The sequence below is a fragment of the Parazoarcus communis genome (assembly GCF_003111665.1).
GTDB classification, from domain to species: domain Bacteria; phylum Pseudomonadota; class Gammaproteobacteria; order Burkholderiales; family Rhodocyclaceae; genus Parazoarcus; species Parazoarcus communis_B.
Window position 1 is genome coordinate 40,479 of the sequence record NZ_CP022188.1, and the last position, 26,648, is coordinate 67,126.

Below are 26,648 nucleotides of genomic sequence, written 5' to 3' on the forward strand. Positions count from 1 at the left end.
CAGGGAGGACGCCATGAAGCAGATCCTGATCGTCGGGGCTGGCAAGATCGGTGCAGTGATTGCAGACTTGCTGAGTGCCTGCGGAGACTATGAGGTCACCGTGGCAGATCGCGATAGCGACGCACTCGGCCGCCTTTCCGCAGCCCTCCCGGCGCTGACGGTGGAAACGCTCGACGCCCATGACGACGCTGCACTGTCCCCGATCCTTGCCAACAAGTACGCGCTGATCAACGCCAGCCCCTTCGGCATGAGCGCACGCCTGGCGCAGGCGGCGGTCGGTGCCGGCGTGCACTACTTCGACCTCACCGAAGACGTCGCCAGCGCACACAGCATTCGCGACCTGGCTCAGGATGCCAGCACGGTGCTGATGCCGCAGTGTGGTCTCGCCCCCGGTTTCATCTCGATCGCGGCCCATGATCTGTGCACCCGCTTCGACACCCTGCACAACGTGCACATGCGGGTCGGCGCCCTGCCCCGCTTTCCGTCGAACGCGCTCAAGTACAACCTCACCTGGAGCACTGACGGGCTGATCAACGAGTATCTCAACCCGTGCGAAGCCATCGTCAACGGCGAGCGCCGCGAGATGCCCGCGCTCGAGGAACTGGAGCACTTCTCGCTCGACGGCGACAGCTACGAAGCCTTCAACACCTCGGGCGGACTCGGCACGCTGTGCGACACCCTCAAGGGCCGGGTGAGAAACCTCAACTACCGCACGGTGCGCTACCACGGACACCGCGACGTGATGAAGCTGCTGCTCCACGACCTGCGCCTGGGCGAGCGCCGGGACCTGCTCAAGGACATTCTCGAAGCGGCGATTCCGGTGACGATGCAGGACGTGGTGCTGGTGTTCGTCAACGTCAGCGGCATGCGCGAAGGCCGCCTGATGCAGGAGACCTTCGCCCGCAAGATCTACAGCTGCAGCATCAACGGCACCCTGCGCAGCGCGATCCAGATCACCACTGCCAGCGCCCTGTGCGCCGCCCTGGACCTGCTCGTCGAAGGCCGCTTGCCCGAACGCGGATTCGTGCGCCAGGAGGACATCCGCTTCGACGATTTCATGTGCAATCGATTCGGACGCAATTTCATGATCGATGGCGTCGAACCCGACTCGGCTTCGACCGGCGGCGAGTGCAGGACGATGTAGCCCGGCCGCGCCCATGCTCAAGGAGAACAGGATGAATACGCACGATATCTTTCGTCATCTCGGCATCGACACCTCGGTGCTCCGCGCCGGCGACGTGTGGGTGGTCTCTCCCATCGACGGAACACGACTGGCCCAGCTCGCCCCCGACACGGCGGACATCGTCGACACCAAGATCGCCCTCGCCAGCCGCGCCTTCGATAGCTGGCGCCGTGTGCCCGCGCCGCGCAGGGGAGAGCTGATCCGCCGCTTCGGCCTGCTGCTGCGTGAGCACAAACCCGTGCTCGGGGCGCTGATCACGCTTGAGTGCGGCAAGATCATCGCCGAAGGTGAAGGCGAGGTGCAGGAGATGATCGACATCTGCGATTTCGCGGTCGGCCTGTCGCGTCAGCTCTACGGCCGCACCATCGCCTCCGAGCGCCCGCTGCACGCCCTGCGCGAAACCTGGCACCCGCTCGGGCCGGTGGGCATCATCAGCGCCTTCAACTTCCCGATGGCAGTGTGGTCGTGGAATGCCGCACTCGCGCTGGTGTGCGGTGACAGCATCATCTGGAAACCTTCGATCAAGACGCCCCTGTGCGCGCTGGCCTGCCAGCACCTGCTCGAGCGGGCCGCGAGCGACATGGACGACGTGCCGCCGGGGCTCTCATGCGTGCTGATCGGCAACAACGACACCGGCAGCCTGCTGGTGGACGATCCTCGCGTGCCCCTGATCAGCGCCACGGGCAGCTGCAACATGGGGCGACAGGTCGGGCCGCGGGTGGCGCAGCGCTTCGGGCGCACCATTCTCGAGCTCGGCGGCAACAACGCCATCATCGTTGCGCCAAGCGCCGATCTCGAACTCGCACTGCAGGCGATCACCTTTGGCGCGGTCGGCACCGCCGGACAGCGCTGCACCAGCACGCGCAGGGTCTTCCTTCACCAGCAGGTGCGCGACGAAGTGCTTGCGCGACTGAAGAAGGCCTGGACCGGCCTCGTGATTGGCGACCCGCGCGAGCCCGACACCCTGATCGGCCCGCTGATCGACCGTCAGGCCTTCGAGAGCATGACCTTTGCCCTGCAAGCGGCGCGCGCGCAGGGCGCAGCGATCACCGGTGGCGAACGCGTACTGAGCGATCGCTACCCCCAGGCCTGGTACGCAAGGCCGGCCATCGTGGAAGGCACGGACAGCCTGCGCAACAGCCTGGAGGAGACCTTCGCGCCCATTCTGTACTGCTTCGAATACACCGATCTCGACGAAGCGATCGAACGCCACAATGCCGTACCTCAGGGCCTGTCGTCGGCGATTTTCACCCGCGACCTGCTCGAGGCCGAGCAGTTCCTGTCGGCAGTGGGCAGCGACTGCGGCATTGCCAATGTGAACGTGGGCACCAGCGGCGCCGAAATCGGGGGCGCCTTCGGCGGCGAGAAAGAGACCGGTGGCGGGCGCGAGTCGGGCTCCGACGCCTGGCGCGGCTACATGCGGCGCTCGACCGCCACCATCAACTTCTCGACGCAGTTGCCGCTGGCCCAGGGCGTGAACTTCGGGACTTCCTGAGGGCCGTGTCTGCGCCGTGAGCACGGAGCATGGGGACGCGCGGACGTCACAACCGGATACCACCCCGGGCGCAGGCAATTCGCCCAGACTTTGCCTGCCGATGCACGGCCACCTGCAGTGGCCTGCATCGCTGACACAATCGGCAAATAATTCGAGGAGACGACAATGGGCAAGAAAATCCTGATGATCTGCGGCGATTTCTGCGAAGACTATGAAACCATGGTGCCCTTCCAGACCCTGCTCGCAGTCGGCCATACGGTGCATGCCGTGTGTCCGGGCAAGAAGGCGGGCGAAACCATCGCCACCGCAATTCACGACTTCGAGGGCGACCAGACCTACACCGAAAAGCGTGGCCACAACTTCAGCCTCAACGCGAGCTTCGACGAGATCGACCCCGCAAGCTACGACGCACTGGTGATTCCCGGCGGTCGCGGCCCCGAGTACCTGCGCCTCAACGACAAGGTCGTCGCTGCCGTGCGCCACTTCTTCACCGCCAACAAGCCGGTCGCCGCCGTGTGTCACGGCGCTCAGCTGCTGGCCGGCGCGCGCGTGCTCGAGGGTCGCACCTGCTCGGCCTACCCGGCCTGCCGGCATGATGTCGAGCTTGGCGGCGGCACCTATGCCGACATCCCCATCGACCAGGCCGTCACCGACGGCAACCTGGTCACCGCTCCGGCGTGGCCTGCACATCCGGCATGGCTCGCCCAGTTCCTGACCCTGCTCGGCACCCGCATCACCCATTAAGCGATGTCCGGCGCGGCCCGGTGTCGCAACACACCGGGCCTGCGCCTACAATGCCATGGAGAATACTGCCCGGCGGACCAGCACATGTGCCAGATCTTCACCCACGCAGAACCCGACCTCTACGCCTGCCGCGCCCGCTCGATCAGGCTGCGCGGCGTCGCCACGAGCATCCGTCTGGAGAACATCTTCTGGCAGGTGCTGGAGGAAATCGGCCAGCGCGACGGGCTCACCGTGCCGCAACTGGTCACCCGCCTGCACGACGAACTGACGGCCGCAGGCAAGCTGCAGGATCGAAGCAACTTCACCTCCTTCCTGCGCGTGAGCTGCACCCGTTACCTCGAACTCGAAGTCACCGGCCTGATTCCGGCCGACCGCGCAGTACCCATCGGCTCGCTCGACGCCGACGCGGTGCTGGCCGGCGAACAGCGAGCGCCACTGCCACTCGCGCGCGTGCGCAGCGTGGCCTGACGCCAGGCGGCCCCGTGGGCCCGGTTACATGCCCTGATAGATCGGCCCCTCTCCGCCCTGCGGCACGACCCAGTTGATGTTCTGCGTGGGGTCCTTGATGTCGCAGGTTTTGCAATGCACGCAATTCTGGGCATTGATCTGGAGCCGGGGTGAGCTGCCCTCGGCTTCACGCACGATTTCATACACCCCCGCAGGGCAGTAGCGCTGCTCGGGAGCATCGTAGGTGGCGAGATTGATCGCGATCGGGACCGTGCCATCCTTCAGTTGCAGGTGGCACGGCTGCGACTCCTCATGGTTGGTGTTGGACAGAAACACCGAAGACAGACGATCGAACGAAAGCTTTCCGTCCGGCTTTGGATAGTCGATCGGCCGACATTCCGCAGCAGGCCTGAGCGCGGTGTGATCTGCGGAGTTGCGCAGTGTCCACGGCACCTTACCCTTGAACAGCATCTGCTCGGCGCCAAACAGCAGGGAGCCCAGATACAGGCCCTTCTTCATGTAGGGCTTGAAATTGCGCGTCTTGTGCAACTCCTCGTGCAGCCAGCTCTGACGAAACGCCTGCGGGTAGGCGGCAAGGTCGGCATCGGCGCGCTCGTCGGCAAGCGCCTCGAACGCAGCGTCTGCGGCCAGCATGCCACTCTTGATGGCAGCGTGACTGCCCTTGATGCGCGCTGCGTTCAGAAAACCGGCGTCGTCGCCGATCAGGGCCCCGCCTGCGAAAGTCAGTTTTGGAAGACTCTGCAGCCCGCCCGCAGCAATCGCGCGCGCACCGTAGGACAGCCGTTTTCCGCCCTCGAGGAAACGGCGAATCTCGGGATGGGTCTTGTAGCGCTGGAACTCTTCAAAAGGTGCCAGGTAGGGATTCGTATAGCCCAGCCCCACGACGTAGCCAACTGCAACCAGGTTGTCCTCAAGGTGATAGACGAAGCCTCCGCCGTAAGTCGCATTGTCCATCGGCCAGCCCGCCGTATGCACCACCAGACCCGGCTGGTGCTGGCCCGCGGGCACCTCCCACAACTCCTTGATCCCGATACCGTAGGTCTGGGGATCGGCTTCCCGGCGAAGGTCGAAGTGCGCCTCCAGCTGCTTGCCGAGGTGTCCGCGGCAACCTTCTGCAAACAGGGTGTAGCGGGCGTGCAACTCCATTCCAGGCTGATAGTTTGGCCCTTGTTCGCCTTCACGCGTCAGCCCCATGTCTCCGGTCGCAACGCCCTTGACCCGCCCCTGCTCGTCGAACAGCAGTTCGGCACCGGCAAACCCGGGATAGACCTCAACACCCAGCGCCTCCGCCTGCTCACCAAGCCATTTGACGACATTCCCCAGGCGCACGATGTAGTTGCCGTGGTTTACGAAGCAGTCGGGCAGCAAGGCGTTTGGCATCGCACGTGCACCGCTCTCGGACAGAAAGAGCACGCGATCCTCGGTGACTTCGGTCTTGAGCGGAGCACCCTGCTCTTTCCAGTCCGGAATCAGTTCGGTCAGCGCCCTGGTGTCCATTACCGCACCCGAGAGCGTATGCGCACCGATTTCGGCCGCCTTCTCGATGAGGCAAACCGAGAGATCGAGCGACTTGGCGACGGCCAGTTGCTTGAGCCGGATCGCTGCGGCCAGACCGGCGGGACCGCCACCGACGATCAGTACATCGAACTCCATTGATTCACGTTGCATGACGATATTCCTCTGCTTTTTTTTGCCGTCGGGCGCGCGCAGGCGCGCGTACGCCTCGGGCCAAGCCCGACACGATGGGGGTTCAGTTCAGGGAAACTGCCGGGGGCGGAGCATGGCGCGCCACCCATCCCCGGCAGCCGGACGATCAGCGCCCGAGGCGGGCCTCGAGGAGTCGTACCATCTCGACCAGACGCGGCCTGACCTCATTCAGGAGGAACTCGGGCGCGAGCTTGAAGGACGGACCACCGCAGTTGATCGACATCGGTGGCAGCCCTTCACCGGGGCTGAATGCCATGGCAATCGCATTCACGTCCCGTTGCCAGTCCCCAAAAGAGGTGCAGCAACCGATATCGCGAAATTCGGCCAGCCCCTTGTCCACGCCTTCGCGAATCCGCGGCCAGGCAAGCTCGTCGAGTTCGCGAACGCTCCCCAGGACCTCGCGCCGTTCGGATTCGGAGCACATCGCCAGGTAGGCGCGTCCCATCGCAGTGGTCGCGATCGGAATACGCGACCCGACATCGAGGCTCAAGGTCAGGGCGGAGTGGCTCCGGCAGTTCTCCACATAGATCATGCTCAGCTTGTCGCGTACGCCGAGGGAGACCATGGTCTTGGAAAAATCCGCCAGTTCCTGCATCAAGGGGCGCGCGATCTGGCGCACATCGAGCTTGGACAGCATGGCGCTACCGAGCGCGAGGGTCGCCGTACCAAGACGATATTTGCCGGCACTCGGGACGTAGTGAAGGTAACCGAGCTTCGTCAGCGTGTAGGTCAGCCGCGTTGCGGTGGAGCGCGGCAATCCGCAGGCCTCCGCAATTTCGTTATTGCCCATCAGGCGCTCGCCTGACCGGAAACTGGACAGGACCTCCAGCCCGCGCGCGAGCGCCGTCACAAAATGGCGATCCTCCTTGGCGTTACTCTTGCGTTCGCCTTCATCGACCATCATGTCGTCCTTTGTCTCCAGCGTCATGAAACCTCCTCTCCTCCGTCCCCGGTTCGTGATTTTATGTCGTCGCGTCGGTTTGCGGCGAAGGGACTTCACGCGCAGCAAAGAATCCTGCGAACGCGGCCTGTGCTTCGGCGCTGTGCAGGCGTGCGGAGAAGATGACGAACTCCTCGGCGAGGGTGTCGCTCAGGTCGCTCCGCTCCCGGCCGTGCAGCATGGCCTTGGTCAGGCGCACCGCTTCGGCAGGCAATCCAGCCAGTTCCTGTGCGACCTTTTCTGCCTCTGCAAGCGCAGTGCCGGCGGCCACAGCCCCGGTCAGCAATCCCGCATCGAGCGCTTCGACAGTATCGAATGCCCGCCCGCGCAGCAGCCAGTCCCTCGCCTTGCGCACGCCAACGAGCTTTGGCAACAGCAGGCTGGAGCCGCCCTCCGGCGTCAGCCCCAAGGGGACGAAGGGCATCCTGAAGCGCGCCGTGTCGCCGGCATAGACGAAATCGCAGTGCAGCAGCAGCGTCACCCCGATACCGACCGCCGAGCCTTCCACCGCGGCGATGAGCGGTTTGCCGAACGCTGCAAGCTGACGCAGAAAGGCCGCAGCCGGGCGGTCCTCGCCCTCACGTGGCTGCTGAAAATCCTTGAGGTCGTTCCCGGCAGTGAAATGCCCCCCTGCTCCGGTCAGCACCACCGCAGCGATCTCGGCATCGGCATCCGCGGCGGCCAGCGCTGCCGTCAGCCCACGATAGGTCGCGCCATCGAGCGCATTGCGCACCTCGGGCCGGTTAATGGTGAGGCGCAGTACGCCACCGGTGCGCGTTTCCAGAACCCTTGTCATACGTTCCACTCCTGAGCCAATACACTGCTGCGTGCCTGATGAAACTCCTGCTTCAGCTGTGCCACGATTTCCCGCGTAGGCTGAATCCGGTCGATGCTCCCCACCCCTTGCCCGGCACCCCACACGTCCTTCCAGGGCTTGACCCGATTACTGCCAAAATTCATGGAGGTCTTGTCTGCGTGGGGAAGGTCGTCCGGATCAAGCCCGGAGGCAACGATGCTGGGCTTGAGATAATTGCCATGCACCCCGGTGAAATACGGGGTGTAGACGATGTCGGCGGCACTGCTGTCGACCAGCATCCGCTTGTACTCGTCGACCGCATTCGCCTCTTCGCTGGCGATGAAGCGGGTGCCGATATACGCGAAATCCGCCCCCATCGAACGCGCAGCAAGTATGGCGCCGCCGTTTGCGATCGCCCCGGAGAGCGCGATCGGACCATCGAAGAAGCGCCGCACCTCACGCACCAGCGCAAACGGGCTCAGCGTACCGGCATGGCCACCCGCGCCGGCACAGACCAGAATCAAACCATCGACGCCGGCTTCGACCGCTTTCTCTGCGTGGCGCACGCTCGTGACGTCGTGAAACACCTTGCCACCGTATGAATGTGCCGCAGAAACCACATCGCCCGGCGCGCGCAGGCTGGTGATGATCAGCGGTACCCGATGACGCACGCAGCTCTCCATGTCGGCATCGAGTCGTTCGTTCGACTGATGCACGATCTGGTTCACCGCGAAGGGTGCGACCCGGGCGCCCGGGTTGTCCCGGCGGAAGCCTTCGAGCCCGCTGCCGATCTCGTCCAGCCACTCGTCAAGCTGCGACTGGGGACGCGCATTCAGGGCAGGAAAGGAGCCGATCACGCCACTGGTGCACTGGGCAATGACCAGCGCCGGGTTGGAGATGATGAACATCGGCGAGCAGATCACCGGAAGGCTCATCTGATCGTATAGACCAGCAACAACGGGGTGAGTCATTCAAAAAGTCTCCAGAACATGTTCCTAAACGGGCGCATCCACCCGCCTGATTCGACAGGCCGGAATCGCACCGAGAACGAAGAGCCCGGCCACCATCGCAAAGCCGAGGGTGAAGCCCCACGCGATGTCATAGCGGGCCGAGGAAAACTCCAGCCACGCCGCGAGCAGGACGATGCCAAGCGCACCACCCAACTGGCGACTGAAATTCATTGCAGCGGTGACCGCATTCAGGTCATCGGGGTCAGCCAGTCGCATCACGCCACCGTTGAGCGACGGAATGAGCAGCCCGAGCCCGATCCGCCCCAGCACCACCCATGTCGCCACCCAGATCAAAGCGGTGGAGCTGCCCGAAAGGGCAAGCGCACCGCTGCCGCCGGCAAAGCACAGTAAGCCGGCCACCACCACCTTGCGTACCTCGATGCGGTCGGCAAGTGTTCCGCCCAACGGCAGGATTGCAGCGAGCGCAGCTCCGCCCGGCAATAAAAGCAGCCCTGCGGCAAACGCCGACGCATTGAGCTGATGCTGAGCGAACAGCGGAATCAGATAGGTCGAGCCGTACAGGCCCGCGCCATACACCAGCGCCACACCCAGGCCAGCGCCAACCCCCGGCGCGGAGAACAGCCGCGGATTGAGCAGGGGATCGGCCAGGCGCCGCTGACGCAGCACGAAGCAGACACCGGCGACAAGCCCTGCCAGCAGAAGCGGCAGCGCCGACTCGCTCCCGAAGGTGGGCACGCTGGTGAGCACCGCCACCAGCGCGAAAGAAATCAGCGCAAGACTGGGCAGATCGGGCAAGCGGACGCTCGCCTCCTCTCCACGGCCTTCGTAAAGATAACGGCGACAGCCGTACCACGCCGCCGCACTCGGCGGCACCGCGACGAGGAAGACCCCGCTCCAGCCCAGGGAATCCACCAGCAGACCGCCGACGACCGGTCCGATTGCCGGCGCCAGCACGATGCCCAGGCCATACACCGCCATTGCCCGGCCGTGTGCATTGGGCGGAAACAGCGGCAGCAAGCCCACCATCGCAATCGGCTGAATCAGACCGGCGGCAGCGCCCTGAAGTATCCGGCACACAACCAGAATGGAAAAATGCAGATGACCCACCAGTGCGGCCATCAGCGAGGCCAGCAACAGGCAGCCCACCGCCACGCCGTAAGCACGGCGCAAACCGAAGCGGCGGATGGTCCACGGCGCCATCAGCATCGTAACCGTCGTAGCCGCAAGAAAGGCGGTCGCAAGCACCTGCGCAGTCGCATAGCCGATGCCGAATTCGCGCTGAATGGCGGGCAGCGCAACGTTCACCACCGTCCCTTCCATCACCGCGACGAAGGTGCCGAGCAACAAGGTGGCGATCGCGCGCCAGCGGAAGCTCGTGCCCTCCGCGGCAATGCGTGCGTCCACCTCGGCCCGCCATATCACTAGTGCTCCAGCGAAAAGTAGAGGTCGTGAAGATCACTCTGGCTGACGTCGCTCGCAGGCTGATCGAGCACCACCTTGCCGCTGCGCATCAGGAACACACGGTCGGCCACGCCCAGCGCGAGATGGGTGTTCTGCTCTACGAGGACGATAGTCACCCCCTCTTCCTTGAGCTTGCGCAGAATGCCCAGAATCTCATGCACGATGACCGGCGCCAGACCAAGCGAGGGTTCATCCACGAGCAGCACTCGCGGCTCTGCCATCAAGCCGCGCCCGATGGCCAGCATCTGCGCCTCACCACCCGAGAGCGACCCTGCCAGCTGAGAGCGGCGCTCCTTGAGCCGGGGAAAGAACGTGTACGCACGCTCGATGTTGCGCTGGACGGCTGCCCGGCGCGCGGTGGGGAATGCCCCCATCGCGAGGTTCTCCTCGACCGACATGTCGCGAAAGACCATGCGCCCCTCGGGAATGAGAACCAGCCCTCGGTCCGGCATCTCCCAGGTCGGCGTGCCGCCAATGCTCTGTCCATTGAGCACGATCTCGCCGCGGGTTGGCGCGACCAGCCCCATCACCGCCTTCAGCATCGTGCTCTTGCCCGCGCCATTGGGGCCAACCACGGTTGTCAGCTCGCCTTCGCGAAAGTCGAGAGAGGCATCCCACAGCACGTTGATCGCGCCATACCCTGCGCGAATACCCTTTACCTCAAGCATCTTCGCCACCTCCGGTATAACTGCGCACCACTTCCGGATCGCGGAAAACGGCATCCGGGGTTCCGTCGGCGAGAATCTCGCCGAAATTCAGCACCACCACCCGGTGGCACAGACTGGAGACGGTCTCAATGTCGTGCTCGATGATGAGGATGCCGATCTTGAAGCGCTTGTGCATATCCTGCAGGCGCGCGGTGAAGTGTCGCTTGCCGTTGGTCTCGAGACCCGCGAGCACTTCGTCCAGGAGCAGCATGCGCGGCTCGGTCGCCATTGCCTTGGCCACCTCCAGGCGCTTGAGCTCCTGCAGCGCGAGCTCGGTCGCGGCATTGCGATCAGCCTGGTCGGTCAGATCCATGAAGTCCATGATCTCGTCCAGACGCTTGTGATCGACCTTGCCTGCGCCGAAGCGCTGAGCCACCAGCAGGTTTTCACGCACCGTCAGCTCATGCATCGGCTGCGGAATCTGGAACGTGCGGCCGAGACCATGATGAGCACGCGCATGCAGCGGTTTTCGGGTCAGATCGACGCCGTTGAACATCACCCGGCCGCCGCCCGGCCGCACCAGGCCCGAGATCGCGTTGAACAGGGTGGTCTTGCCGGCACCATTGGGCCCCACCAGCCCCAGAACCTGATCGGTTCCCATCGAGAATGAAACGTCCTTGACGGCGGTGAGGCCACCGAAGCGAACGGTAACGTTTTCAAGCGTGAGCATTGCGTGCCTCCCGCGGTTTGCGTTTGAAGAGCCTCATCAGGCCATCGGGGGCGAACAGGATCATCCCCGCCAGCACTGCGCCGAGAATGAGCTGGTGACCCGTGCTCATGATTTCCTTGAACACCAGCTGGTCGACCAGGTAGATCACCACTGCACCGATGGCAGGTCCATACACCGTGCGGTAGCCACCGAAGATGGCCGCCACGATCGGCAGCACGCTCCAGGCACTGTTGAAGGCGTAGTCCGGCTCGAGGAAGTTGATCACGTGCGCGTTGAACGCACCGATCAGCCCCCCCATGAACGCGGACACGAACAGCATCCAGCTCTTGAGCATCAGGCTATTGACGCCAACCACCCGGGTTGCATCCTCGCTGTCATGCATGGCGCGCAAGGCCGTGCCGTAGTCCGAGCGACGAATCCGGCCGTACACCCAGCAGAATACGAGCACCAGCGAGACCACCACGAAATACGCCCCCAGTCTCGACGACAGGTTGAAGCCGAAGATGTCGGGCAGGCCCGGAATCGAGGAAAGCCCGGCAGAGCCGCCGGTCAGCGATGAGAACTCGGTAGCAAGAATCTTGAAGATGTGTGCGTAGGCCAGGATCGCCAGAGCGAAGTAAGGTCCCGACAGGCGCAGCGCCGGCAACATGAACACCGAGGCCAGCACCGCGGCAACGCCGCCCGCGGGGATTGCCACCATGACCGGCAAACCGAGCTTGGTCACCAGCAGCGCGGAAGCATAGCCACCGATTCCGAAGAAGGCTGCGTGACCGAAGCTCACCATGCCGCCGAGGTTACCCAGCAGCGCCCAAGATACCGCCATGCCGGCAACGATCAGCGACGACACCAGCAAGCTGAGGATGTAGTTGTTTCCATTGAGCAGGACGGGCACCACTACGTAGAGCAGTGCCAGCGCCACAATCATGCGTTTTTGCATTGCATCACCCCCGTCTCTTCTGGCCACCGAACAGACCGTTCGGAAGCACAAACAGCACCACCAGGAAAAGCACCATGCCCGACAGTTCCTGCAACGCAGAGCTGAAGAAGGTCACGGTAAGCGCCTCGGCCACGCCCAGCAGCAATGCTGCAAGCAGGACTCCCGGAACCGACCCCACCCCTGCCAGCACGGTGATGATGAAGGCCTTCACAGTGAGGGCGTGGCCCAGCGGCGGCGAGATCACACCACTCGAATAGATCGCGGTACCCGCCACGGCTGCGAGCAGACCGGCGACCAGGAAGGACACCACCTCGACCTTTGCCGGGTTGATGCCCATGAGCTTGGCAGCGTCACGGTTGGACGACACCGCACGCACCGCACGGCCATACCAGCTGCGCGACAGCCAGTACCACAACGCGATGGCGACAAAGACGCTGACCACAAAGGCGCCGAGCTCGCTGTTCATGCTGTATACCGACCCGAACTGGACTGCGTCCTGCATGAAGGACGTGGAGGTCGAACGGATATCGCTCTTCCAGATCAGCAGAATGCCGTTGGTCAGGATCACGCCAAGCGCAAAGGTCAGCATGAGCGAATTCAGCTCACGGTTTCGTCGAATCCGTGAAACCAGGAAATACACCGTTGCCGACGCCGCAGCGGTCACAATCGCCGCCACCGGCAAGGAGAGCAAGGGATTGAGCCCGTATGCGCTTTCCATCGTGTATGCCACATAGGCCGCCAGCAGCACGAGCTCGCCATGCGCAAGGTTGATCACCCGCATGGTGCCGAACGCCAGGGCCAGGCCGAGGCCGATGAGTGCGTAGATGCCGCCCACCAGCACGCCCGAATAGAGCGCTTGTAAAAGTAGTTCTTGCATGTCTCACCATTGCTTGCGGTCAGAGACCCGGGCGCCAGCGCGCCCGGCCTTGCTTACTGATTGATGCACACCGGCTTAAGGGCGTGCCTGGCCTTACTTACCAGGGGACACCGGGGTAACGGATCGCACCGGTCGAATCATCCTTGGGCGAGACGATGACGATCTTGCCGTCCTGGTGCTGGCCCATCCGGTGCTGGAAGTTGGGGTTGTCGCCGGTCGCATCGAACACGAGCTTTCCGATCAGCGTGTCGCGATTGGTCTTGCGCAGAACCTCGCTCAACTGCCCCTTGGCCAGGCTGCCGTCATCTGCGGCCCGAGCCATCGCTTCGAACAGCACGGTCGCCTTCACGTAGCCAAACTGGGCCAGGTAATCGACGTCCTTGTTGAACAGCTTCTTGTAGGTTTCCGCGAAGCGCTTACCCTCGGGAGACTTGTACTCGACCGGGAACGGCAGCAGTGCAGTGCCGATCACGTTAGGCATCAGGTCGGAGAAGTCGGAAGCCATCTGCGGCGTAGCCAGCGACCACACACCGACCATGGCCTTGACGTTCGGCTTGAGCACCTTGGCCGCACGCAGGATGCCTACGTAGTCGTTCTCATAGGCGCTCATGACGATTACATCAGGCTTGTCGATCAGCTTGATCTTGTTGACGACCGGCTTGAAGTCGGTGATCGCGGGGTCGAAGGCGTGGGTGGCGACCGTAATGCCCTTCGCCTTCAATGCCTTTGCGACGCCTTCAGCAAGTCCGGAAGTGGCTTCCTTGGTGTTGAACACGATCGACACCGACTTTGCACCGACCTCGTCCAGAACAGTGGTGACTGCCTTCTCGTAGCCGGCGATGTTGTTGATCCGGAAGAAATGCTTGTAGCCACGCCCCACCAGGCTGTCGCTCACACCACCTGCGGTGATGTAGGTCAGGCCAATACGCTCGGCCGCATCGGAAGCGGGTCCGATCACGTTGGAGCCATAGCCGCCGATGATCGCCTGCACCTTCTCCGACGACAGCTTCTCGACCGCGGCAACCGCCTTCGCCGGTGCCGACTCGTCGTCGATCGTGACGAGTTTGACCGTGTGCTTGCCGTTGTTCCTGTTGAAGATATCCGCAGCAGTCTGGATACCCTCGTTGAAGCCGGCGCCCGAGCGCGCCAGCGCACCCGTCAGCGGCATATGCAGACCAACAAGCAGTTCGTCTGCAACTGCGTTCAGGCTCAGTGCGGTCAAACCAGCCACCGCGAACATCTTCTGGATCATTCGTTGCATGTGTCGTCCTCCTGTAGATATGGCTACTGTTTTTTGTTTCATACCGATGCCGCCTTACCAAGACCCTCGGCGATATGCCGAAGCTCGGTCTTGAGAATCTTTCCGGTCGCTGCAGCGGGCAGGTGCTCCAGCACCCTGATATGAGCAGGGACCTTGTAGGGAGAGAGATTGGCGCGCAGGTGGCGCGCAAGGTCATCGAGGTCGAGCGTGCGCCCGGAAACCGCCTCCACGAAGGCGATGACCTCTTCGTTGCCATCCACCTGGCGCCCCACCACCGCCGACTGAACCACGTCCGGGTGTGCGTTCAGAACCTGCTCGACTTCGACCGGATACACGTTGAAGCCCGAGCGGATGATCAACTCCTTGGCCCGACCAACGATGTGTACCGCACCATCTTCATCGATCCGTGCCAGATCGCCGGTACGCAGCCAGCCATCGGGCGTCAGCACTTGAGCGCTCAACTCGGGAGCGTGGAAATATCCCTTCATCACATTCGGGCCACGCACCCACAACTCGCCCACGAACGCCTCGCCCTCGGGCTCATTGAGCTTCAATTCGATCCCCGGAATCCCCTGCCCGACCGAACAGTCGGTGCGCGGCGCATCCATCCGGGTCTGGCAGATCGACGGCGCAGCCTCGGTCATGCCATAACCGTTGTTCAGCACCAATCCGCTTGCCGCCTCGAAGGCCTGCTTGAGTGGCAGGGTGAGCGGAGAGCCGCCAGACTGCGCCACGCGCAGCGTCGGCACCGCGAGCGGCTTGCCATTCCGACGGCACCAGTCGAGCAGCCGCGCATACATTGCCGGCACGCCATGCAACACGGTGACACCTTCCTTCTCCAGCGCCACCGCGAGCGCATCCGGCGTAAAGAGCGGGACCAGGCGCAGGCAGGCGCCACTGATGAGCGATGCGATCAGCAACGCCGAAAGACCATAGACGTGTGACAGCGGCAGAACCCCATAGACCACGTCTTCCGGCACAACCCGCCGCAGGGACCGACTATTCGCACCAATGAAGGCGAGATTGCGATGGGTGAGCATCACGGCCTTGGGCGCTCCGGTCGTACCGGAGGTGTAGACCAATGCGGCAACTTGCTCGGCGCCGCTTTCGAAAACCGTTTCGGGCTCCGATTCCGCAAGCGGCCCGACCAGCACTTCACCAATCGTCGGAAAGCTCACCGCCGCTGCGTTCGCCGCAGCGCCATGCGCAGCCGCAGAAGTCGATGTTGCGCCAAAGTAGAGCACCCGCCGCGCACCGGAATGCGAAACGAAGTTATTGATCTCGCGTGAAGAAAGCCTCGGATTGACGGTCGCAGACCAGGCGTCGAGGCTGCTCAGGGCGAGGACGGAAACCGCCAGTGCAACCGAATTCTCACCCACAAGCAAAACCCGGTCACCTGGGCGCACACCCATTCCGGTCAGCACCGCTGCCACCGCAGAGAGCAATCCGGGCAGCTCACCGTAACAAATCGTGTGCATCGCATCCTCAAGCGCACGCCCCTCAGGTCGCTTCGCTACCCAAGGCATGCAGGCTTCGTGAATACGTTGCGGCAGCGCAGCCGTCAAAGCGCAGTCAAGCATCTGTCCCCTCTCTGTGTCATTGATCCCGGCAACCGCATGGCAGCCAACTGATCCGTTTTTTGCATGTTTGCACAGCGATCATGAAAAGACAACATAAAAATGGACAAACAGCCTGCAGTGCAGACATTGTCATCCAACTGCCTGTCGCGCGCGTCACCTCCAAAGCACGGCAAGGGTCGAAGATCCCGCGCAAACAGCCGTGTTTACTGGCACATACGACAGACATTCCTGACAGATGCAGCTCTCCGGAACCTCACTCCGTCGAACAGCGCCGGCATGCCCCGCTCACGAACAGGGCTTTGCAGCGATTGACTTTATCTGCATAGCGATCAATGATTGGATCATCTAGCAGTTCATTGTTCTGCACTGCAGACATTCAAACACAACAGGAGGAGACCCGATGAGCGAGCACGGCAGTCAAGACGCCGCTGGCATGGACACACAAACCCGCCTTGGCGTGGTGGGTTGCGGCTTGATGGGGCGAGGAATTGCCCAGATTGCAGCGAGCGCAGGCGACAAGGTCGTCCTGGTCGACAACAGACCGGGCGCAGCAGAGGAAGCGCGCGAAGAACTGGCCGCCACACTGCAGAGACTGACAGCCCGGGGCAAGATGACATCTGCGCAGGCCGACGCAACCCTGGCCAACATCAGCACCGCGGACACGCTTGATGGCCTGGACGGATGCGAAGTGGTCATCGAGGCGATTGTCGAAAACCTTGCGGTCAAGAAGAGCCTCTTCGCCGACCTCGAGCACATCCTCGGGCCTGACACCATTCTCGCGTCAAACACCTCGTCCCTGTCCGTTACGGCGATCGCAGCAGAGCTCGAACACCCGGAGCGCGTGGCCGGCATGCATTTCTTCAGCCCGGTTCCGCTGATGAAGGTGGTCGAGGTCATCGACGGCCTGCTGAGCGATCGCCGCGTCGGCGACCGCCTGATGCAGCTCGGCCAGCGCTGGGGGCATACCGCGGTGCGCGCAAAGGACACCCCGGGGTTCATCGTCAATCACGCCGGACGCGGTTTCGGCACGGAAGGGATGCGCGTGCACGCCGAATCCGTCGCACCGCATCCAGTCATCGACCGCATCCTGCGCGATTGCGCGGGCTTCCGCCTTGGTCCGTTCGAACTGCTCGACCTGACCGGGCTGGATGTCTCGACCCCGGTGATGGAGTCCATCTACCACCAGTACTATGAGGAGCCCCGTTACCGTCCTCAGCCCTTGCTGCGCACGATGCTGGCAGCCGGGCTGCTGGGACGGAAGGTCGGACGCGGTTTCTATACCTACGGACTCGACGGCAAGCCCGAGATAGCGCCCGAGCGGGCCGTTCCGCCGGTCCGCGCAGACCGGGTCTGGGTCAGCGAAGCCCGCCCGGAACTCGCAGCCACGGTAAAGGCGCTCCTGCAACGGCTGGGGGCGACGGTGTCGGACGCAGCACACCCTGACGAAGACGAGCTCATCGTCCTCACCCCGCTGGGCGAGGACGCCAGCACCTGTGCCGCCGCCCAGAACCTCGACGCCACGCGGACCGTTGCCATCGACGCGGTATTCGGGCTGGATCGCAGACGCGTGCTGATGACCACCCCGGCGACAACGCCCGAATGGCGCGATCTCGCACTCGGCCTTCTTGGCGCCGATGGCGTGCCGGTCGACGCCGTGCGTGACAGCGCCGGCATCGTGGCCCAACGGGTCGTAGCGCATATCGTGAACATCGCCTGCGAGATCGCACAGCAGGGCGTCGCCTCGCCGGCGGATATCGACCGCGCAGTCTCGCTCGGCCTGGGCTACCCGCATGGCCCACTGGCCTGGGGCGACACCCTGGGCGCCACGGTAGTGCTGACCATGCTCGAAAACCTCGCGGCAGCCAGCGGCGACCCGCGCTACCGCCCGTCTCCCTGGCTGCGCCGACGCGCAGCCCTTGGCCTCTCCCTACTCTCACAGGACGACTGACCCATGCTTGACGCCTATATCTACGACGGACTTAGAACGCCCTTCGGACGCCATGCCGGCGCGCTTGCCACAGTGCGCCCGGACGACCTCGCAGCCGATCTCGTCGCCGCCCTGATTTCACGCACGCCCGAAGCCGCCAACCTGATCGAGGACGTCATCCTCGGCAACACCAACCAGGCAGGCGAAGACTCGCGCAACGTAGCCCGCTTCGTCGCCCTGCTGGCCGGCCTGCCCGAGTCGGTGCCGGGCCAGACGGTGAACAGGTTGTGTGCGAGCGGCCTGGCCGCGATTGCGGATGCCGCCCGCGCCATCACCGCAGGTGAAGGCGAGCTCTACCTGGCCGGCGGTGTCGAAAGCATGAGTCGCGCGCCCTTTGTGATGGCCAAGGCGGAGACCCCCTTCAGTCGTGACTTCCGCATGTTCGACACCACCATCGGCACCCGTTTCCCCAACCCCCGCTTCGTGTCCAGCTTCGGCGGTCATTCGATGCCGGAGACTGGCGACAACGTCGCTCACGATTACAGCATCGACCGCGAAACTGCGGACAGTTTCGCGCTGACGTCGCAACAACGTTACGAAAAAGCACGTGCGGAAGGCTTTTTCGACGGCGAAATCCATCCCGTGTCCGTACCTACCGGACGCAAGACGCCACCGCGCGTCGTCAGCACCGACGAACACCCCAGGCCGGAAACGACGGCAGAGTCGCTTGCCCGTCTGCGGGCCCTGTTCGAAGGCGGCGTGGTGACGGCGGGCAATGCCTCAGGCGTGAATGACGGGGCGGCCGCACTGCTCATCGGTTCGCGAGCAGTATCCGAGCGACTCGGCAAGGCACCAAGGGCGCGCATCCTGTCGTCCGCTGCGGCCGGCGTTGCGCCGCGTGTGATGGGTATCGGCCCGGCCTACGCAATCCCCAAGGCACTGGCCCGCGCCGGCCTCACACTGGCCGACATGGACCTCATTGAAATCAACGAGGCCTTTGCCAGCCAGGTACTCGGCTGCCTGCACCTGCTTGGTGTCAGCGCCGATGATCCGCGCGTCAACCCCAACGGTGGCGCCATTGCGCTCGGACATCCGCTGGGCGCCTCGGGCGCACGTCTCGCATTGACCGCCACGCGTGAGCTGGAGCGCAGGAATGGCCGCTACGCGGTCGTCAGCCTGTGCATCGGCATTGGGCAGGGCCTCGCAATGGTGATCGAACGCACTTGAGCCTCATCCCCGAGGCACCCTTGATGTCGTGAGGGCGCCTCGGGCACAACCGGCTCAGCCCTCGCTGCCCGGTTGCGCCTGTCCGTGGCGCAGCTTGAAAGTGCCCACGCCCTTGGCCACGATCTCTCCGTTGCCATCCCGTATCAGCGCCTCGCAAAACACCGTCCGTCCCATCTTGCGCAAGACATCGGCGCGACAGCGCAGCTGCCCCCGGGCCGGACCGATGAATGTCGTATGCAGGTCCACGGTAATCACGCCAACCGCCACGGGGTCCGTCAGACGCGATGCGCTGCCCATGGCCACATCTAGCAGCGTCATGATCAGGCCACCGTGCCCGTTGCCCATGCTGTTGCACAGTCCGGGCACGATATCCACTCCCGACAGCGTCCAGCCCGGACCCGACTCCAGCCCCTTGATGCCGCAGTACTCGATGAAAGGAACATTCAGACCAAAGTAGCCACTCACGACGATACCTCCTGCGCACTCGCCGAACTCAGGCGATGTTGATAAACCGGCCCGCCGAGATAGCGGGGCATCAATCCGAGGTGCACCGCGACCACGTCCGCATCGGACAGGCGGTACAGACCACCATTGACCACGGCCGCCTCGGCCCCAAGGCGGAACGCCTCAAGCCCCGCACGTCCGTCAGCATTGCCGGCCTCCAGCAGCGGAACCAGTGTCGAGGCCCCCGTCGCAGCGCCGCTTGCCACCACGACCGGATTGATACGCCGCGCAATTGCAAACGCCTGCGCCAGTGCGGCAGCACCTGCATCGCCCCCTACGCGTACTTCCACGCAGGCCGGCACACCCCCGCGCAGAAACACCGTCATGCCGACAGCCGCTACCTGATCCGCTGCGCGCAGAGCGCAATCGAGCCAGCTCACGTCGCCCCGCCCACCTTTGGCAAGCGTCTCTAGCCGCACTGCATCGCTACCTGCCTGCACCGCGGTAGCGCCCGGAAGGTCCGAGTAGTGCGGGGCGTCCGCCGCCACCGGCACGCCGCCCTTCGTGCCAGCAGGCGGCAGCTTCACGCCTGGAATACGGGCGCAATCACGCTCGGCGAAGAAGACATATCTCAGCGCCGAGGACTCTGGAGACTTCATCAGCTGCACAAACAGCGCCCGCTCTCGCAGTACGGCCTCATCGAATGGAAGCTCGAGCGCAAGCCCGACCGCCTCGACGCCTGCCTGCGGCGCCGGGCATCCAGGAAAATCCTGAGCCAACTCCAAAGCGGCGCGCTGCATCCAGTCCGGCTGCAGCGCGCCGACATCGGGCGGAACCCGCAACCGCGTGTCGGGATGCGTGTCACGCCCCATCCGGGCTTCGACGAACGCCACGATGGACGAGTCCAGCTCATCGCTCGCCAACGCATCGACGAGCCCCAATTCGGCTGCACTTGCGCCCGAAACAGCGTCGCCACGAGTCACCAGCCTCAATGCGTGCCCAACCCCGACCAGGCGCGGAGCGAGTTGCGTACCCCACGCGCCCGGAATCAGCCCCAGCTTTACCTCAGGCAGTGCCAGGCTGGCCCCAGGCACTGCCAGCCTGTAATTGCACGCCATGGCCAGCTCGAGCCCGCCACCCAGTGCAGCCCCGTTGATTACTGCCGTAGTCGGCTTCTCACACGCAAACACACGAGCCAGCACCTGCCGAAGGTCAGGCGAAGCGGTAGACGCTTCAGTACCGAATTCGCGGACGTCGGCTCCACCACAGAAGAGTTTGCCGGCACCGGTGAGCGCAATCGCATCCGTGTCGGACTCCGACTCTACCCGGTCAAGTGCAGCGACAAGTGCAGACCTGAGCGCGTGCCCCAGTCCGTTGACAGGCGGGTTGTGCATTTCCAGCACCGCAATCTGGACACTGCTGGGGCTGGACAGATATCTGACGTTGATCACAATACATTCCACCATGCAGTCAATGATTCTGCAAATTATCACTCATGCTTGAGGTCTTGAACAGCCTGAACGGCCTAATCAAGCACAACACTGCATATATCTGCGCGATTTGATGCCTTGCGGAATTCCCTCAGCTGAAATATGCTTTGTCTGCACATCAATCATTACGTCTGCAGTGCAGACCAACGAGGTTTTTATGGATCTGAACTTCACACCCGACGAGATCGCTTTTCGCGACGAGGTGCGGGACTTCATCCGCGACCACCTGCCCGCTACGGTCCGCCACAAGGTTCTCAATGGCCTGCATCTGGAGCGAGACGACTACCTGTGCTGGCAAAAGGCCCTGCATGCACGCGGCTGGGGCGGTTCGTCGTGGCCCGAGGCGTTCGGCGGAACCGGCTGGAACGCCGTTCAGCAATACATCTTCGACGAGACCTGCGCTGCCGGCGGCGCACCACGCCTGGTGCCCTTCGGACTGAAGATGGTGGCCCCGGTCATCATGGCTTTCGGCAATGCCGAGCAGCAGGCGCGCTTTCTGCCCCCGATCCTTGCCGGTGAAGAATGGTGGTGTCAGGGCTACTCGGAGCCCGGCTCGGGCTCTGACCTCGCTTCGGTCAAGACCCGCGCAGTTCGCGACGGCGAGCACTATGTGGTGAACGGGCAAAAGACATGGACCACCCTGGGACAGTACGCCGACTGGATCTTCTGTCTGGTGCGCACCGACCCTGAGGCGAAGGCCCAGCGCGGTATCTCCTTCCTGCTGATCGACATGAAGACGCCTGGCGTTACCGTGCGCCCGATCATCACCATGGACGGTCTGCATGAAGTCAATGAAGTGTGGCTGGAAGACGTCCGGGTTCCGGTAGCCAACCTGATTGGCGAAGAGAACAAGGGCTGGACCTACGCGAAGTTCCTGCTGGGCCATGAACGCACCAACATCGCGGGCATCGGTATCGCCAAGCGCGAACTGGGACGCCTCAAGCGTATTGCGGCAGGCGAGTCACTTGATGGACGACCGCTCATCGAAGACGCACTGTTCGCCTCCCGTATCGCTCAACTTGAGATCGAACTGATGGCGCTGGAGATCACCAACCTGCGTGTGCTGTGCGCCGAAGCCGAGCGCCGCGCACCCGGCCCCGAGGCGTCGATCCTCAAGATCAAGGGCAGCGAGATCCAGCAAGGCATCGTCGAACTGATGACCGAGGCCATCGGCGCTTACGCTCTGCCCTATCGGCGAGAGGCCATGAGCGCCGGATATCAGGGCGAGGCCATCGGTCCGTTCCATGCCATCACCCCAACCGCCCAGTATCTCAATCTGCGCAAACTCTCCATTTACGGCGGGTCGAACGAGATTCAGCGCAACATCATTTCCCAGATGATTCTGGGGCTGTAAGGAGCACGCCATGGACTTTTCCTTCACCGAAGAACAGAACATGCTGCTGGAAACCACGCGTCGATTCGTATCACGCGAATATGGCTTCGAAGCACGCAAGCAGATCACCTCCAGCGAAACCGGCATGAGCCGCAAGACCTGGTCCTCACTGGCCGAGATCGGCTTGCTTGCCCTGCTGGTGCCAGAGGAAAACGGCGGTCTGGAAGCCGGTCCGGTTGAAACCATGCTCGTCATGTCCGCACTGGGCGAAGGCCTGGTGGTAGAGCCCTTCCTGACCAGCGCCGTCATGTCGACCTCAGCCATCGCCCGCCTCGGCAGCACCGTCCAGAAGGAGGCCTGGTTGCCCTTGCTGGCCGGTGGCGAAGTTATTGCAGTGTTTGCACACGAGGAGAAAGCAGCGTCCTCGGATCCCCTCCGGATCAATACCACCGCCACGCCGGCGGGCGGAGGCTATGTCATCTCCGGCAGCAAGCACGTGATCTATCACGCGCCACAGGCAGATCTTCTGCTGGTCAGCGCGAAGCTTCCCGAAGGCCAGCTCGCGCTGTTCGCGATACCTGCAAACACCCCGGGGCTGCGCATGCAGGCCTATCCAACGGTTGACGGCAGGCGCGCCGCCGATCTTCATTTCCAGCAGATGTTCGTCCCTGCCGATACCCGCCTGTGCTCGGCCGATGCAAACGAGGTCATCGCCGACGTGCTCGACCTCGGACTTGCGGCCCTGTGCGCCGAGGCAACCGGCAGCCTCGACAAGCTGCTTGCAGCAACCATCGAGTATGCCGGCGCCCGCAAGCAGTTCGGCGTGCCGATCGGCAAGTTCCAGGCCCTGCAGCATCGCATGGCCGACATGCTGATCCATCGCGAGCAGGCCCGTTCAATGTCCTACCTGGCCGCCATTCGCGCAGGCGAGCAAGCTGGCGCCGAACGCAGCCGTGCGCTGTCCGCGGCAAAGGTGGTAATCGGCCAGGCCTGCCGCTTCGTCGGCCAGCAGGCGGTGCAGATTCATGGCGGCATGGGCGTCACGGACGAGCTCGACGTCAGTCACTACTTCAAGCGCCTGTTTGCGATCGAAAAGCTGTTTGGCACGACGGATAGCCACCTGCGACGCTTCAGCGCAGCGGCCAGCTAAACAGAACCAGCACTCCTCAGCCTTGCTCCCTCATGCCCGTCCGCCAGCAGCGGATGGGCATCTTTTTTGGCAGCGTCCGCTCACGGTACCCGCGTGACCGACCCAGCACTCCAGGCAGTCCGGTAGCATCGGCCGCGCGCGGCCACATCCCCGGATTCTGGTCACACCCACATTGTTCTGGAAGCTCACCTCCTCGGCGATTTCCACCCATTCAGGAACGGATTCGACTTTGAAACTGCTTCCGAGGGCGGTATTGCGTGCGTGACCGGCCTTCTGCATCTTTGCCCGGGATGCTGCCGATGACGAAATCGCGGGTCTCGTTTCAGTTTTCGAGACTGCGCGCGGCCCCGATCAGTGCAGGCCACGGCGCATCGATCACGAAGGTCGGAACCTCCGCGAGGTAGGCGCTGAAGCGGCCCTTGTGCTCAAACCGCGCGCGAAACGGCGAGGCATCGAAAAACGCGCCGAGTCTGGGCACGATGCCGCCGCCAATGTAGAGACCGCCCCGCGCGCCCAGAATCAGCGCAATGTCGGCAGCGACCGTGCCGAGCAGTGCACAGAAGTCGTTCACCACGGTGACACAGTGTTCGCACTCACCGCTCAGGGCCCGGCGGGTGATCTCGCCCGGGTCCAGCGCCTCGGCCACCCTCCCGCTCAGGGCCGCGTTCGCCTCATGGAGCGCAACCAGCCCCGCCCCGGAGATCAGACGTTCGGCCGAAACATGTGAATAGCGGCGTGCAAGCAGCGCGATCAGTTCAGCCTCATGTGCGGTGCTGGCCGCGAGGGTGACATGTCCGCCTTCGCCCTCAAGCGGAATCCAGCCCTTTCCGCTGGGCAGCAAGCCCGACACCCCCAGGCCGGTGCCGGGGCCGACGACGCCGATCGCCCGCCCCTTTGCCGCCCGACCACCGCCGACCTGTCGCAGCTCATGCGGTGCAAGCGCCGGGATCGAAAGCGCCAGCGCGGTGAAGTCGTTGAGAAAGCACAGGCGCGCCAGCCCCAGGTCGCGGCGGAGCGCTTCGATCGAAAACGCCCAGTCGTGATTCGTCATGCGTACCTGGTCGCCATCGATCGGGGTGGCGATGCCGATTGCCGCCCATACGGGCTGCACGCCGCCGCAATCCTTCAGATAGCGTGCGATGACCTCACGCGGGCTGGCAAAGTCGGCACAGCGAAACGTCTCGACCTGCTGCGGCAGGCAAGCAGGCTCGTGAATAAGCGCGAAGCGGGCATTGGTCCCGCCGATGTCGCCGACCAATCGTGGAAAGCTGTCAGGATGCGAAGTGGGCATGAAAAAGGAGCTCTGAAGCGCTGAATGACAAAGCGGAGCAGCCCGCAAGCGTCTGGAACCCAGTCTCGCACGAAAGCGCGCACCCTCCAATATGCCCCTGATACGGCGCTGCTTGCACTCGCTTGCCTTGGCCGCAAATGAAGATTGGGGTGCTATGGCATTGGCAACTCCGGTATCTTTGTAACTGATGAGAAAAATTAACTGTTCCGCGCGGCAGGACTTCAGTGGCGACCACCCGCCGCTCAAGCACGTCCGCGGATTTGGTGACTGACATGAACCCGACCACCGTACTTACGCATCCCGTCACGCCTGCATGGCAGGCCCTGGCCGCGCATCATGCCGACATTGCCGAAGCCCAACTGCGCGACCTGTTCAAGGACGATCCGCAGCGCTTCGAGCGCTTCTGCCTGCGTGCTGCTGGCCTGACACTCGACTACTCGAAGAACAGGATCACCACGGACACCGTCGGACACCTGCTCGCCCTCGCACGCGAAAGAGGGCTTGAAGCCGCACGCGATGCGATGTTCGCCGGCGCGCACATCAACAACACCGAAGATCGTGCAGTGCTGCACACCGCCCTGCGCAATCCGACCGGCAGCCGGGTCGAGGTCGATGGCGAGGACGTCATGCCCGCGGTGCTGGCGGTGCGCAAACGGGTAGGAGACTTCGCCGAGGCCGTCCGCGACGGAAAATGGACGGGCTACACGGGCGAAGCGGTCACCGACGTGGTCAATATCGGCATCGGCGGCTCCGACCTCGGGCCGGCCATGGCGTGCGAGGCGCTGGCCGCACATGGCCATCCGCGGCTGCGGATGCACTTCGTGTCGAACGTGGATGGAGACCAGCTGGCACGTGTGCTGGCCAAGGTCGTTCCGGCGCGCACGCTGTTCATCGTCGCCTCCAAGACCTTCACCACCATCGAGACCATGACCAACGCGGCCAGTGCGCGGGCGTGGTTCCTCGCCGGCGGCGCCAGCGAGCAGGATATCGCCCGCCACTTCGTTGCGGTATCGACGAACGTCGCCCGGGTGGCTGAATTCGGCATCGCCGCCGACAACATGTTCGGCTTCTGGGACTGGGTGGGCGGGCGCTACTCGATGTGGTCGGCCGTTGGCCTGCCGGTTGCGCTGTGCGTGGGGCGCGAGGGCTTCGAAGCCATGCTTGACGGCGCGCATGCAATGGATCGGCACTTTGCCGAGGCCCCGCTCGAAGCCAACATGCCGGTGATTCTTGCCCTGCTCGGCGTGTGGTATCGCAGCTTCTTCAACGTCGGCAGCCAGTGCATTGCACCCTACGCCCAGGCACTGTCGCGCATGCCGGCCTACCTGCAGCAGCTGGAAATGGAGAGCAACGGCAAGTCGGTGACGCGGGACGGCCAGCCGGTGGCTTCACCCACCTGTCCGGTCGTATGGGGCGAGCCCGGCACCAACGGGCAGCATGCCTTCTTCCAGCTACTGCATCAGGGCACCGACCTCATCCCGGTCGATTTCATCGCGCCGCTCAAGGCCAGCCACGGGCTGCCCGATCACCATCGCCTGCTGCTGGCCAACTGCATCGCCCAGAGCAAGGCGCTGATGGTCGGCAAGACAGCCGCCGAAGTGCGCGCGGAGCTCGCCGCGAGCGGCATGGATGCCGACGCTGTGCAAGCGCTCGTGCCGCACCGCGTCTTTCCCGGCAACCGCCCCAGCAACACCCTGCTCATGCCCGAGCTGTCACCACGCACGCTCGGCACCCTGATCGCGCTCTACGAGCACAAGGTCTTCGTGCAGGGCGTCATCTGGGATGTGAACAGCTTTGACCAGTGGGGCGTCGAGCTCGGCAAGCAGATCGCCACCCGCATCGCCGGCGAGCTGGCAGGAGGCCCGGCGGGCGAACATGACGCTTCCACTCGGGGCCTGATTGCGATGGCACGCGCCAGCGCGTCCTGAGGCAGGGCTAGCAGCCCGGCGATGCACGCAGTGCGAGTCGCCACCAAGAACGTGCGGCACT

The 26,648-nt window shown here is 63.7% G+C and carries 23 protein-coding genes; 9 read left to right on the forward strand and 14 right to left on the reverse strand.

Annotation, left to right across the window (positions count from 1 at the left end; genetic code table 11):
* The first annotated feature begins 13 nt into the window (after positions 1-13).
* The 4 genes from CEW87_RS00170 (at position 14) to CEW87_RS00185 (ending at position 3,890) form a co-directional block, all read left to right on the forward strand.
* Positions 14-1,144 carry a saccharopine dehydrogenase family protein gene (locus tag CEW87_RS00170; protein ID WP_108971024.1) on the forward strand — a complete coding sequence of 377 codons (1,131 nt, stop codon included), beginning with the start codon at positions 14-16 and terminating at the stop codon, positions 1,142-1,144.
* 31 nt (positions 1,145-1,175) lie between these two features.
* Positions 1,176-2,678 carry an aldehyde dehydrogenase family protein gene (locus CEW87_RS00175; RefSeq protein ID WP_108971025.1) on the forward strand — a complete coding sequence of 501 codons (1,503 nt, stop codon included), beginning with the start codon at positions 1,176-1,178 and terminating at the stop codon, positions 2,676-2,678.
* A 165-nt stretch (positions 2,679-2,843) separates the two neighbouring features.
* Complete coding sequence (locus tag CEW87_RS00180) at positions 2,844-3,422, forward strand: DJ-1/PfpI family protein (protein WP_108971026.1); 579 nt, start codon at positions 2,844-2,846, stop codon at positions 3,420-3,422.
* Between the two features lie 84 nt (positions 3,423-3,506).
* On the forward strand, positions 3,507-3,890 hold the full coding sequence (locus CEW87_RS00185; protein WP_108971027.1) for a ribbon-helix-helix domain-containing protein: 384 nt from the start codon (positions 3,507-3,509) through the stop codon (positions 3,888-3,890).
* A 24-nt stretch (positions 3,891-3,914) separates the two neighbouring features.
* Here CEW87_RS00185 and CEW87_RS00190 read toward each other — a convergent pair whose 3' ends face one another.
* The 11 genes from CEW87_RS00190 to CEW87_RS00240 all read right to left on the reverse strand — a co-directional run bounded on the left by CEW87_RS00190 (position 3,915) and on the right by CEW87_RS00240 (position 15,695).
* The gene (locus CEW87_RS00190; protein WP_108971028.1) at positions 3,915-5,558 is read right to left on the reverse strand and encodes an electron transfer flavoprotein-ubiquinone oxidoreductase; all 1,644 of its coding nucleotides are present in this window, start codon (positions 5,556-5,558) and stop codon (positions 3,915-3,917) included.
* A gap of 145 nt (positions 5,559-5,703) precedes the next feature.
* A complete protein-coding gene (locus CEW87_RS00195) occupies positions 5,704-6,525 on the reverse strand; it encodes an IclR family transcriptional regulator (RefSeq protein ID WP_234421623.1) in 822 nt (273 codons plus the stop codon).
* Positions 6,526-6,559: 34 nt separating this feature from the next.
* Positions 6,560-7,333 (reverse strand): enoyl-CoA hydratase-related protein, encoded by a 774-nt coding sequence (locus tag CEW87_RS00200; protein WP_108971029.1) that lies wholly within the window; start codon positions 7,331-7,333, stop codon positions 6,560-6,562.
* On the reverse strand, positions 7,330-8,304 hold the full coding sequence (locus tag CEW87_RS00205; protein ID WP_108971030.1) for an NAD(P)H-dependent flavin oxidoreductase: 975 nt from the start codon (positions 8,302-8,304) through the stop codon (positions 7,330-7,332). The genes CEW87_RS00200 and CEW87_RS00205 overlap by 4 nt, the downstream gene beginning before the upstream one ends.
* A 24-nt stretch (positions 8,305-8,328) precedes the next feature.
* Positions 8,329-9,708 carry an MFS transporter gene (locus tag CEW87_RS00210; RefSeq protein ID WP_159098056.1) on the reverse strand — a complete coding sequence of 460 codons (1,380 nt, stop codon included), beginning with the start codon at positions 9,706-9,708 and terminating at the stop codon, positions 8,329-8,331.
* Between the two features lie 17 nt (positions 9,709-9,725).
* Positions 9,726-10,433: an ABC transporter ATP-binding protein gene (locus CEW87_RS00215; protein ID WP_108971032.1), complete on the reverse strand. Its 708-nt coding sequence runs from the start codon at positions 10,431-10,433 to the stop codon at positions 9,726-9,728.
* On the reverse strand, positions 10,426-11,142 hold the full coding sequence (locus CEW87_RS00220; protein WP_108971033.1) for an ABC transporter ATP-binding protein: 717 nt from the start codon (positions 11,140-11,142) through the stop codon (positions 10,426-10,428). Before CEW87_RS00220 ends, CEW87_RS00215 begins: the two co-directional genes overlap by 8 nt.
* Positions 11,129-12,079 carry a branched-chain amino acid ABC transporter permease gene (locus CEW87_RS00225; RefSeq protein WP_108971034.1) on the reverse strand — a complete coding sequence of 317 codons (951 nt, stop codon included), beginning with the start codon at positions 12,077-12,079 and terminating at the stop codon, positions 11,129-11,131. The genes CEW87_RS00220 and CEW87_RS00225 overlap by 14 nt, the downstream gene beginning before the upstream one ends.
* A 4-nt stretch (positions 12,080-12,083) precedes the next feature.
* A complete protein-coding gene (locus CEW87_RS00230; RefSeq protein WP_108971035.1) occupies positions 12,084-12,956 on the reverse strand; it encodes a branched-chain amino acid ABC transporter permease in 873 nt (290 codons plus the stop codon).
* 97 nt (positions 12,957-13,053) lie between these two features.
* A complete protein-coding gene (locus tag CEW87_RS00235) occupies positions 13,054-14,217 on the reverse strand; it encodes an ABC transporter substrate-binding protein (RefSeq protein WP_108971036.1) in 1,164 nt (387 codons plus the stop codon).
* Between the two features lie 38 nt (positions 14,218-14,255).
* Positions 14,256-15,695: a class I adenylate-forming enzyme family protein gene (locus CEW87_RS00240; RefSeq protein WP_234421624.1), complete on the reverse strand. Its 1,440-nt coding sequence runs from the start codon at positions 15,693-15,695 to the stop codon at positions 14,256-14,258.
* 502 nt (positions 15,696-16,197) lie between these two features.
* Here CEW87_RS00240 and CEW87_RS00245 point away from each other — a divergent pair.
* Positions 16,198-17,745, forward strand: a complete 1,548-nt coding sequence (locus CEW87_RS00245) for a 3-hydroxyacyl-CoA dehydrogenase (RefSeq protein WP_108971038.1) — start codon at positions 16,198-16,200, stop codon at positions 17,743-17,745.
* Between the two features lie 3 nt (positions 17,746-17,748).
* Positions 17,749-18,951: a 3-oxoadipyl-CoA thiolase gene (locus CEW87_RS00250; protein ID WP_108971039.1), complete on the forward strand. Its 1,203-nt coding sequence runs from the start codon at positions 17,749-17,751 to the stop codon at positions 18,949-18,951.
* Between the two features lie 54 nt (positions 18,952-19,005).
* On the opposite strand, the gene CEW87_RS00255 is transcribed toward CEW87_RS00250, so the two are convergent.
* Positions 19,006-19,416 (reverse strand): PaaI family thioesterase, encoded by a 411-nt coding sequence (locus tag CEW87_RS00255; RefSeq protein ID WP_108971040.1) that lies wholly within the window; start codon positions 19,414-19,416, stop codon positions 19,006-19,008.
* Positions 19,413-20,846, reverse strand: coding sequence for an enoyl-CoA hydratase/isomerase family protein (locus CEW87_RS00260; RefSeq protein WP_159098057.1), 1,434 nt, complete (start codon positions 20,844-20,846; stop codon positions 19,413-19,415). The genes CEW87_RS00255 and CEW87_RS00260 overlap by 4 nt, the downstream gene beginning before the upstream one ends.
* 196 nt (positions 20,847-21,042) lie before the next feature.
* On the opposite strand from CEW87_RS00260, the gene CEW87_RS00265 reads away from it, so the two are divergent.
* Together CEW87_RS00265 and CEW87_RS00270 are read left to right on the forward strand one after the other, a co-directional pair.
* Positions 21,043-22,239: an acyl-CoA dehydrogenase family protein gene (locus CEW87_RS00265; RefSeq protein WP_108971042.1), complete on the forward strand. Its 1,197-nt coding sequence runs from the start codon at positions 21,043-21,045 to the stop codon at positions 22,237-22,239.
* 10 nt (positions 22,240-22,249) lie between these two features.
* A complete protein-coding gene (locus CEW87_RS00270) occupies positions 22,250-23,368 on the forward strand; it encodes an acyl-CoA dehydrogenase family protein (protein ID WP_108971043.1) in 1,119 nt (372 codons plus the stop codon).
* Between the two features lie 322 nt (positions 23,369-23,690).
* On the opposite strand, the gene CEW87_RS00275 is transcribed toward CEW87_RS00270, so the two are convergent.
* Entirely contained in the window at positions 23,691-24,659 is a 969-nt protein-coding gene (locus CEW87_RS00275) for a glucokinase (protein WP_108971044.1), read from the reverse strand.
* Between the two features lie 272 nt (positions 24,660-24,931).
* On the opposite strand from CEW87_RS00275, the gene pgi reads away from it, so the two are divergent.
* The gene (gene pgi, locus CEW87_RS00280) at positions 24,932-26,587 is read left to right on the forward strand and encodes a glucose-6-phosphate isomerase (protein ID WP_108971045.1); all 1,656 of its coding nucleotides are present in this window, start codon (positions 24,932-24,934) and stop codon (positions 26,585-26,587) included.
* Positions 26,588-26,648 lie beyond the last annotated feature (61 nt).

Bases quoted from the DNA above. Each gene is read 5' to 3' on its own strand.
- CEW87_RS00170 (WP_108971024.1), top strand. From the start codon at position 14: ATGAAGCAGATCCTGATCGTCGGGGCTGGCAAGATCGGTGCAGTGATT.
- CEW87_RS00175 (WP_108971025.1), top strand. From the start codon at position 1,176: ATGAATACGCACGATATCTTTCGTCATCTCGGCATCGACACCTCGGTG.
- CEW87_RS00180 (WP_108971026.1), top strand. From the start codon at position 2,844: ATGGGCAAGAAAATCCTGATGATCTGCGGCGATTTCTGCGAAGACTAT.
- CEW87_RS00185 (WP_108971027.1), top strand. From the start codon at position 3,507: ATGTGCCAGATCTTCACCCACGCAGAACCCGACCTCTACGCCTGCCGC.
- CEW87_RS00190 (WP_108971028.1), bottom strand. From the start codon at position 5,558: ATGCAACGTGAATCAATGGAGTTCGATGTACTGATCGTCGGTGGCGGT.
- CEW87_RS00195 (WP_234421623.1), bottom strand. From the start codon at position 6,525: ATGACGCTGGAGACAAAGGACGACATGATGGTCGATGAAGGCGAACGC.
- CEW87_RS00200 (WP_108971029.1), bottom strand. From the start codon at position 7,333: ATGACAAGGGTTCTGGAAACGCGCACCGGTGGCGTACTGCGCCTCACC.
- CEW87_RS00205 (WP_108971030.1), bottom strand. From the start codon at position 8,304: ATGACTCACCCCGTTGTTGCTGGTCTATACGATCAGATGAGCCTTCCG.
- CEW87_RS00215 (WP_108971032.1), bottom strand. From the start codon at position 10,433: ATGCTTGAGGTAAAGGGTATTCGCGCAGGGTATGGCGCGATCAACGTG.
- CEW87_RS00220 (WP_108971033.1), bottom strand. From the start codon at position 11,142: ATGCTCACGCTTGAAAACGTTACCGTTCGCTTCGGTGGCCTCACCGCC.
- CEW87_RS00225 (WP_108971034.1), bottom strand. From the start codon at position 12,079: ATGCAAAAACGCATGATTGTGGCGCTGGCACTGCTCTACGTAGTGGTG.
- CEW87_RS00230 (WP_108971035.1), bottom strand. From the start codon at position 12,956: ATGCAAGAACTACTTTTACAAGCGCTCTATTCGGGCGTGCTGGTGGGC.
- CEW87_RS00235 (WP_108971036.1), bottom strand. From the start codon at position 14,217: ATGCAACGAATGATCCAGAAGATGTTCGCGGTGGCTGGTTTGACCGCA.
- CEW87_RS00240 (WP_234421624.1), bottom strand. From the start codon at position 15,695: ATGCACACGATTTGTTACGGTGAGCTGCCCGGATTGCTCTCTGCGGTG.
- CEW87_RS00245 (WP_108971038.1), top strand. From the start codon at position 16,198: ATGAGCGAGCACGGCAGTCAAGACGCCGCTGGCATGGACACACAAACC.
- CEW87_RS00250 (WP_108971039.1), top strand. From the start codon at position 17,749: ATGCTTGACGCCTATATCTACGACGGACTTAGAACGCCCTTCGGACGC.
- CEW87_RS00265 (WP_108971042.1), top strand. From the start codon at position 21,043: ATGGATCTGAACTTCACACCCGACGAGATCGCTTTTCGCGACGAGGTG.
- CEW87_RS00270 (WP_108971043.1), top strand. From the start codon at position 22,250: ATGGACTTTTCCTTCACCGAAGAACAGAACATGCTGCTGGAAACCACG.
- CEW87_RS00275 (WP_108971044.1), bottom strand. From the start codon at position 24,659: ATGCCCACTTCGCATCCTGACAGCTTTCCACGATTGGTCGGCGACATC.
- pgi (WP_108971045.1), top strand. From the start codon at position 24,932: ATGAACCCGACCACCGTACTTACGCATCCCGTCACGCCTGCATGGCAG.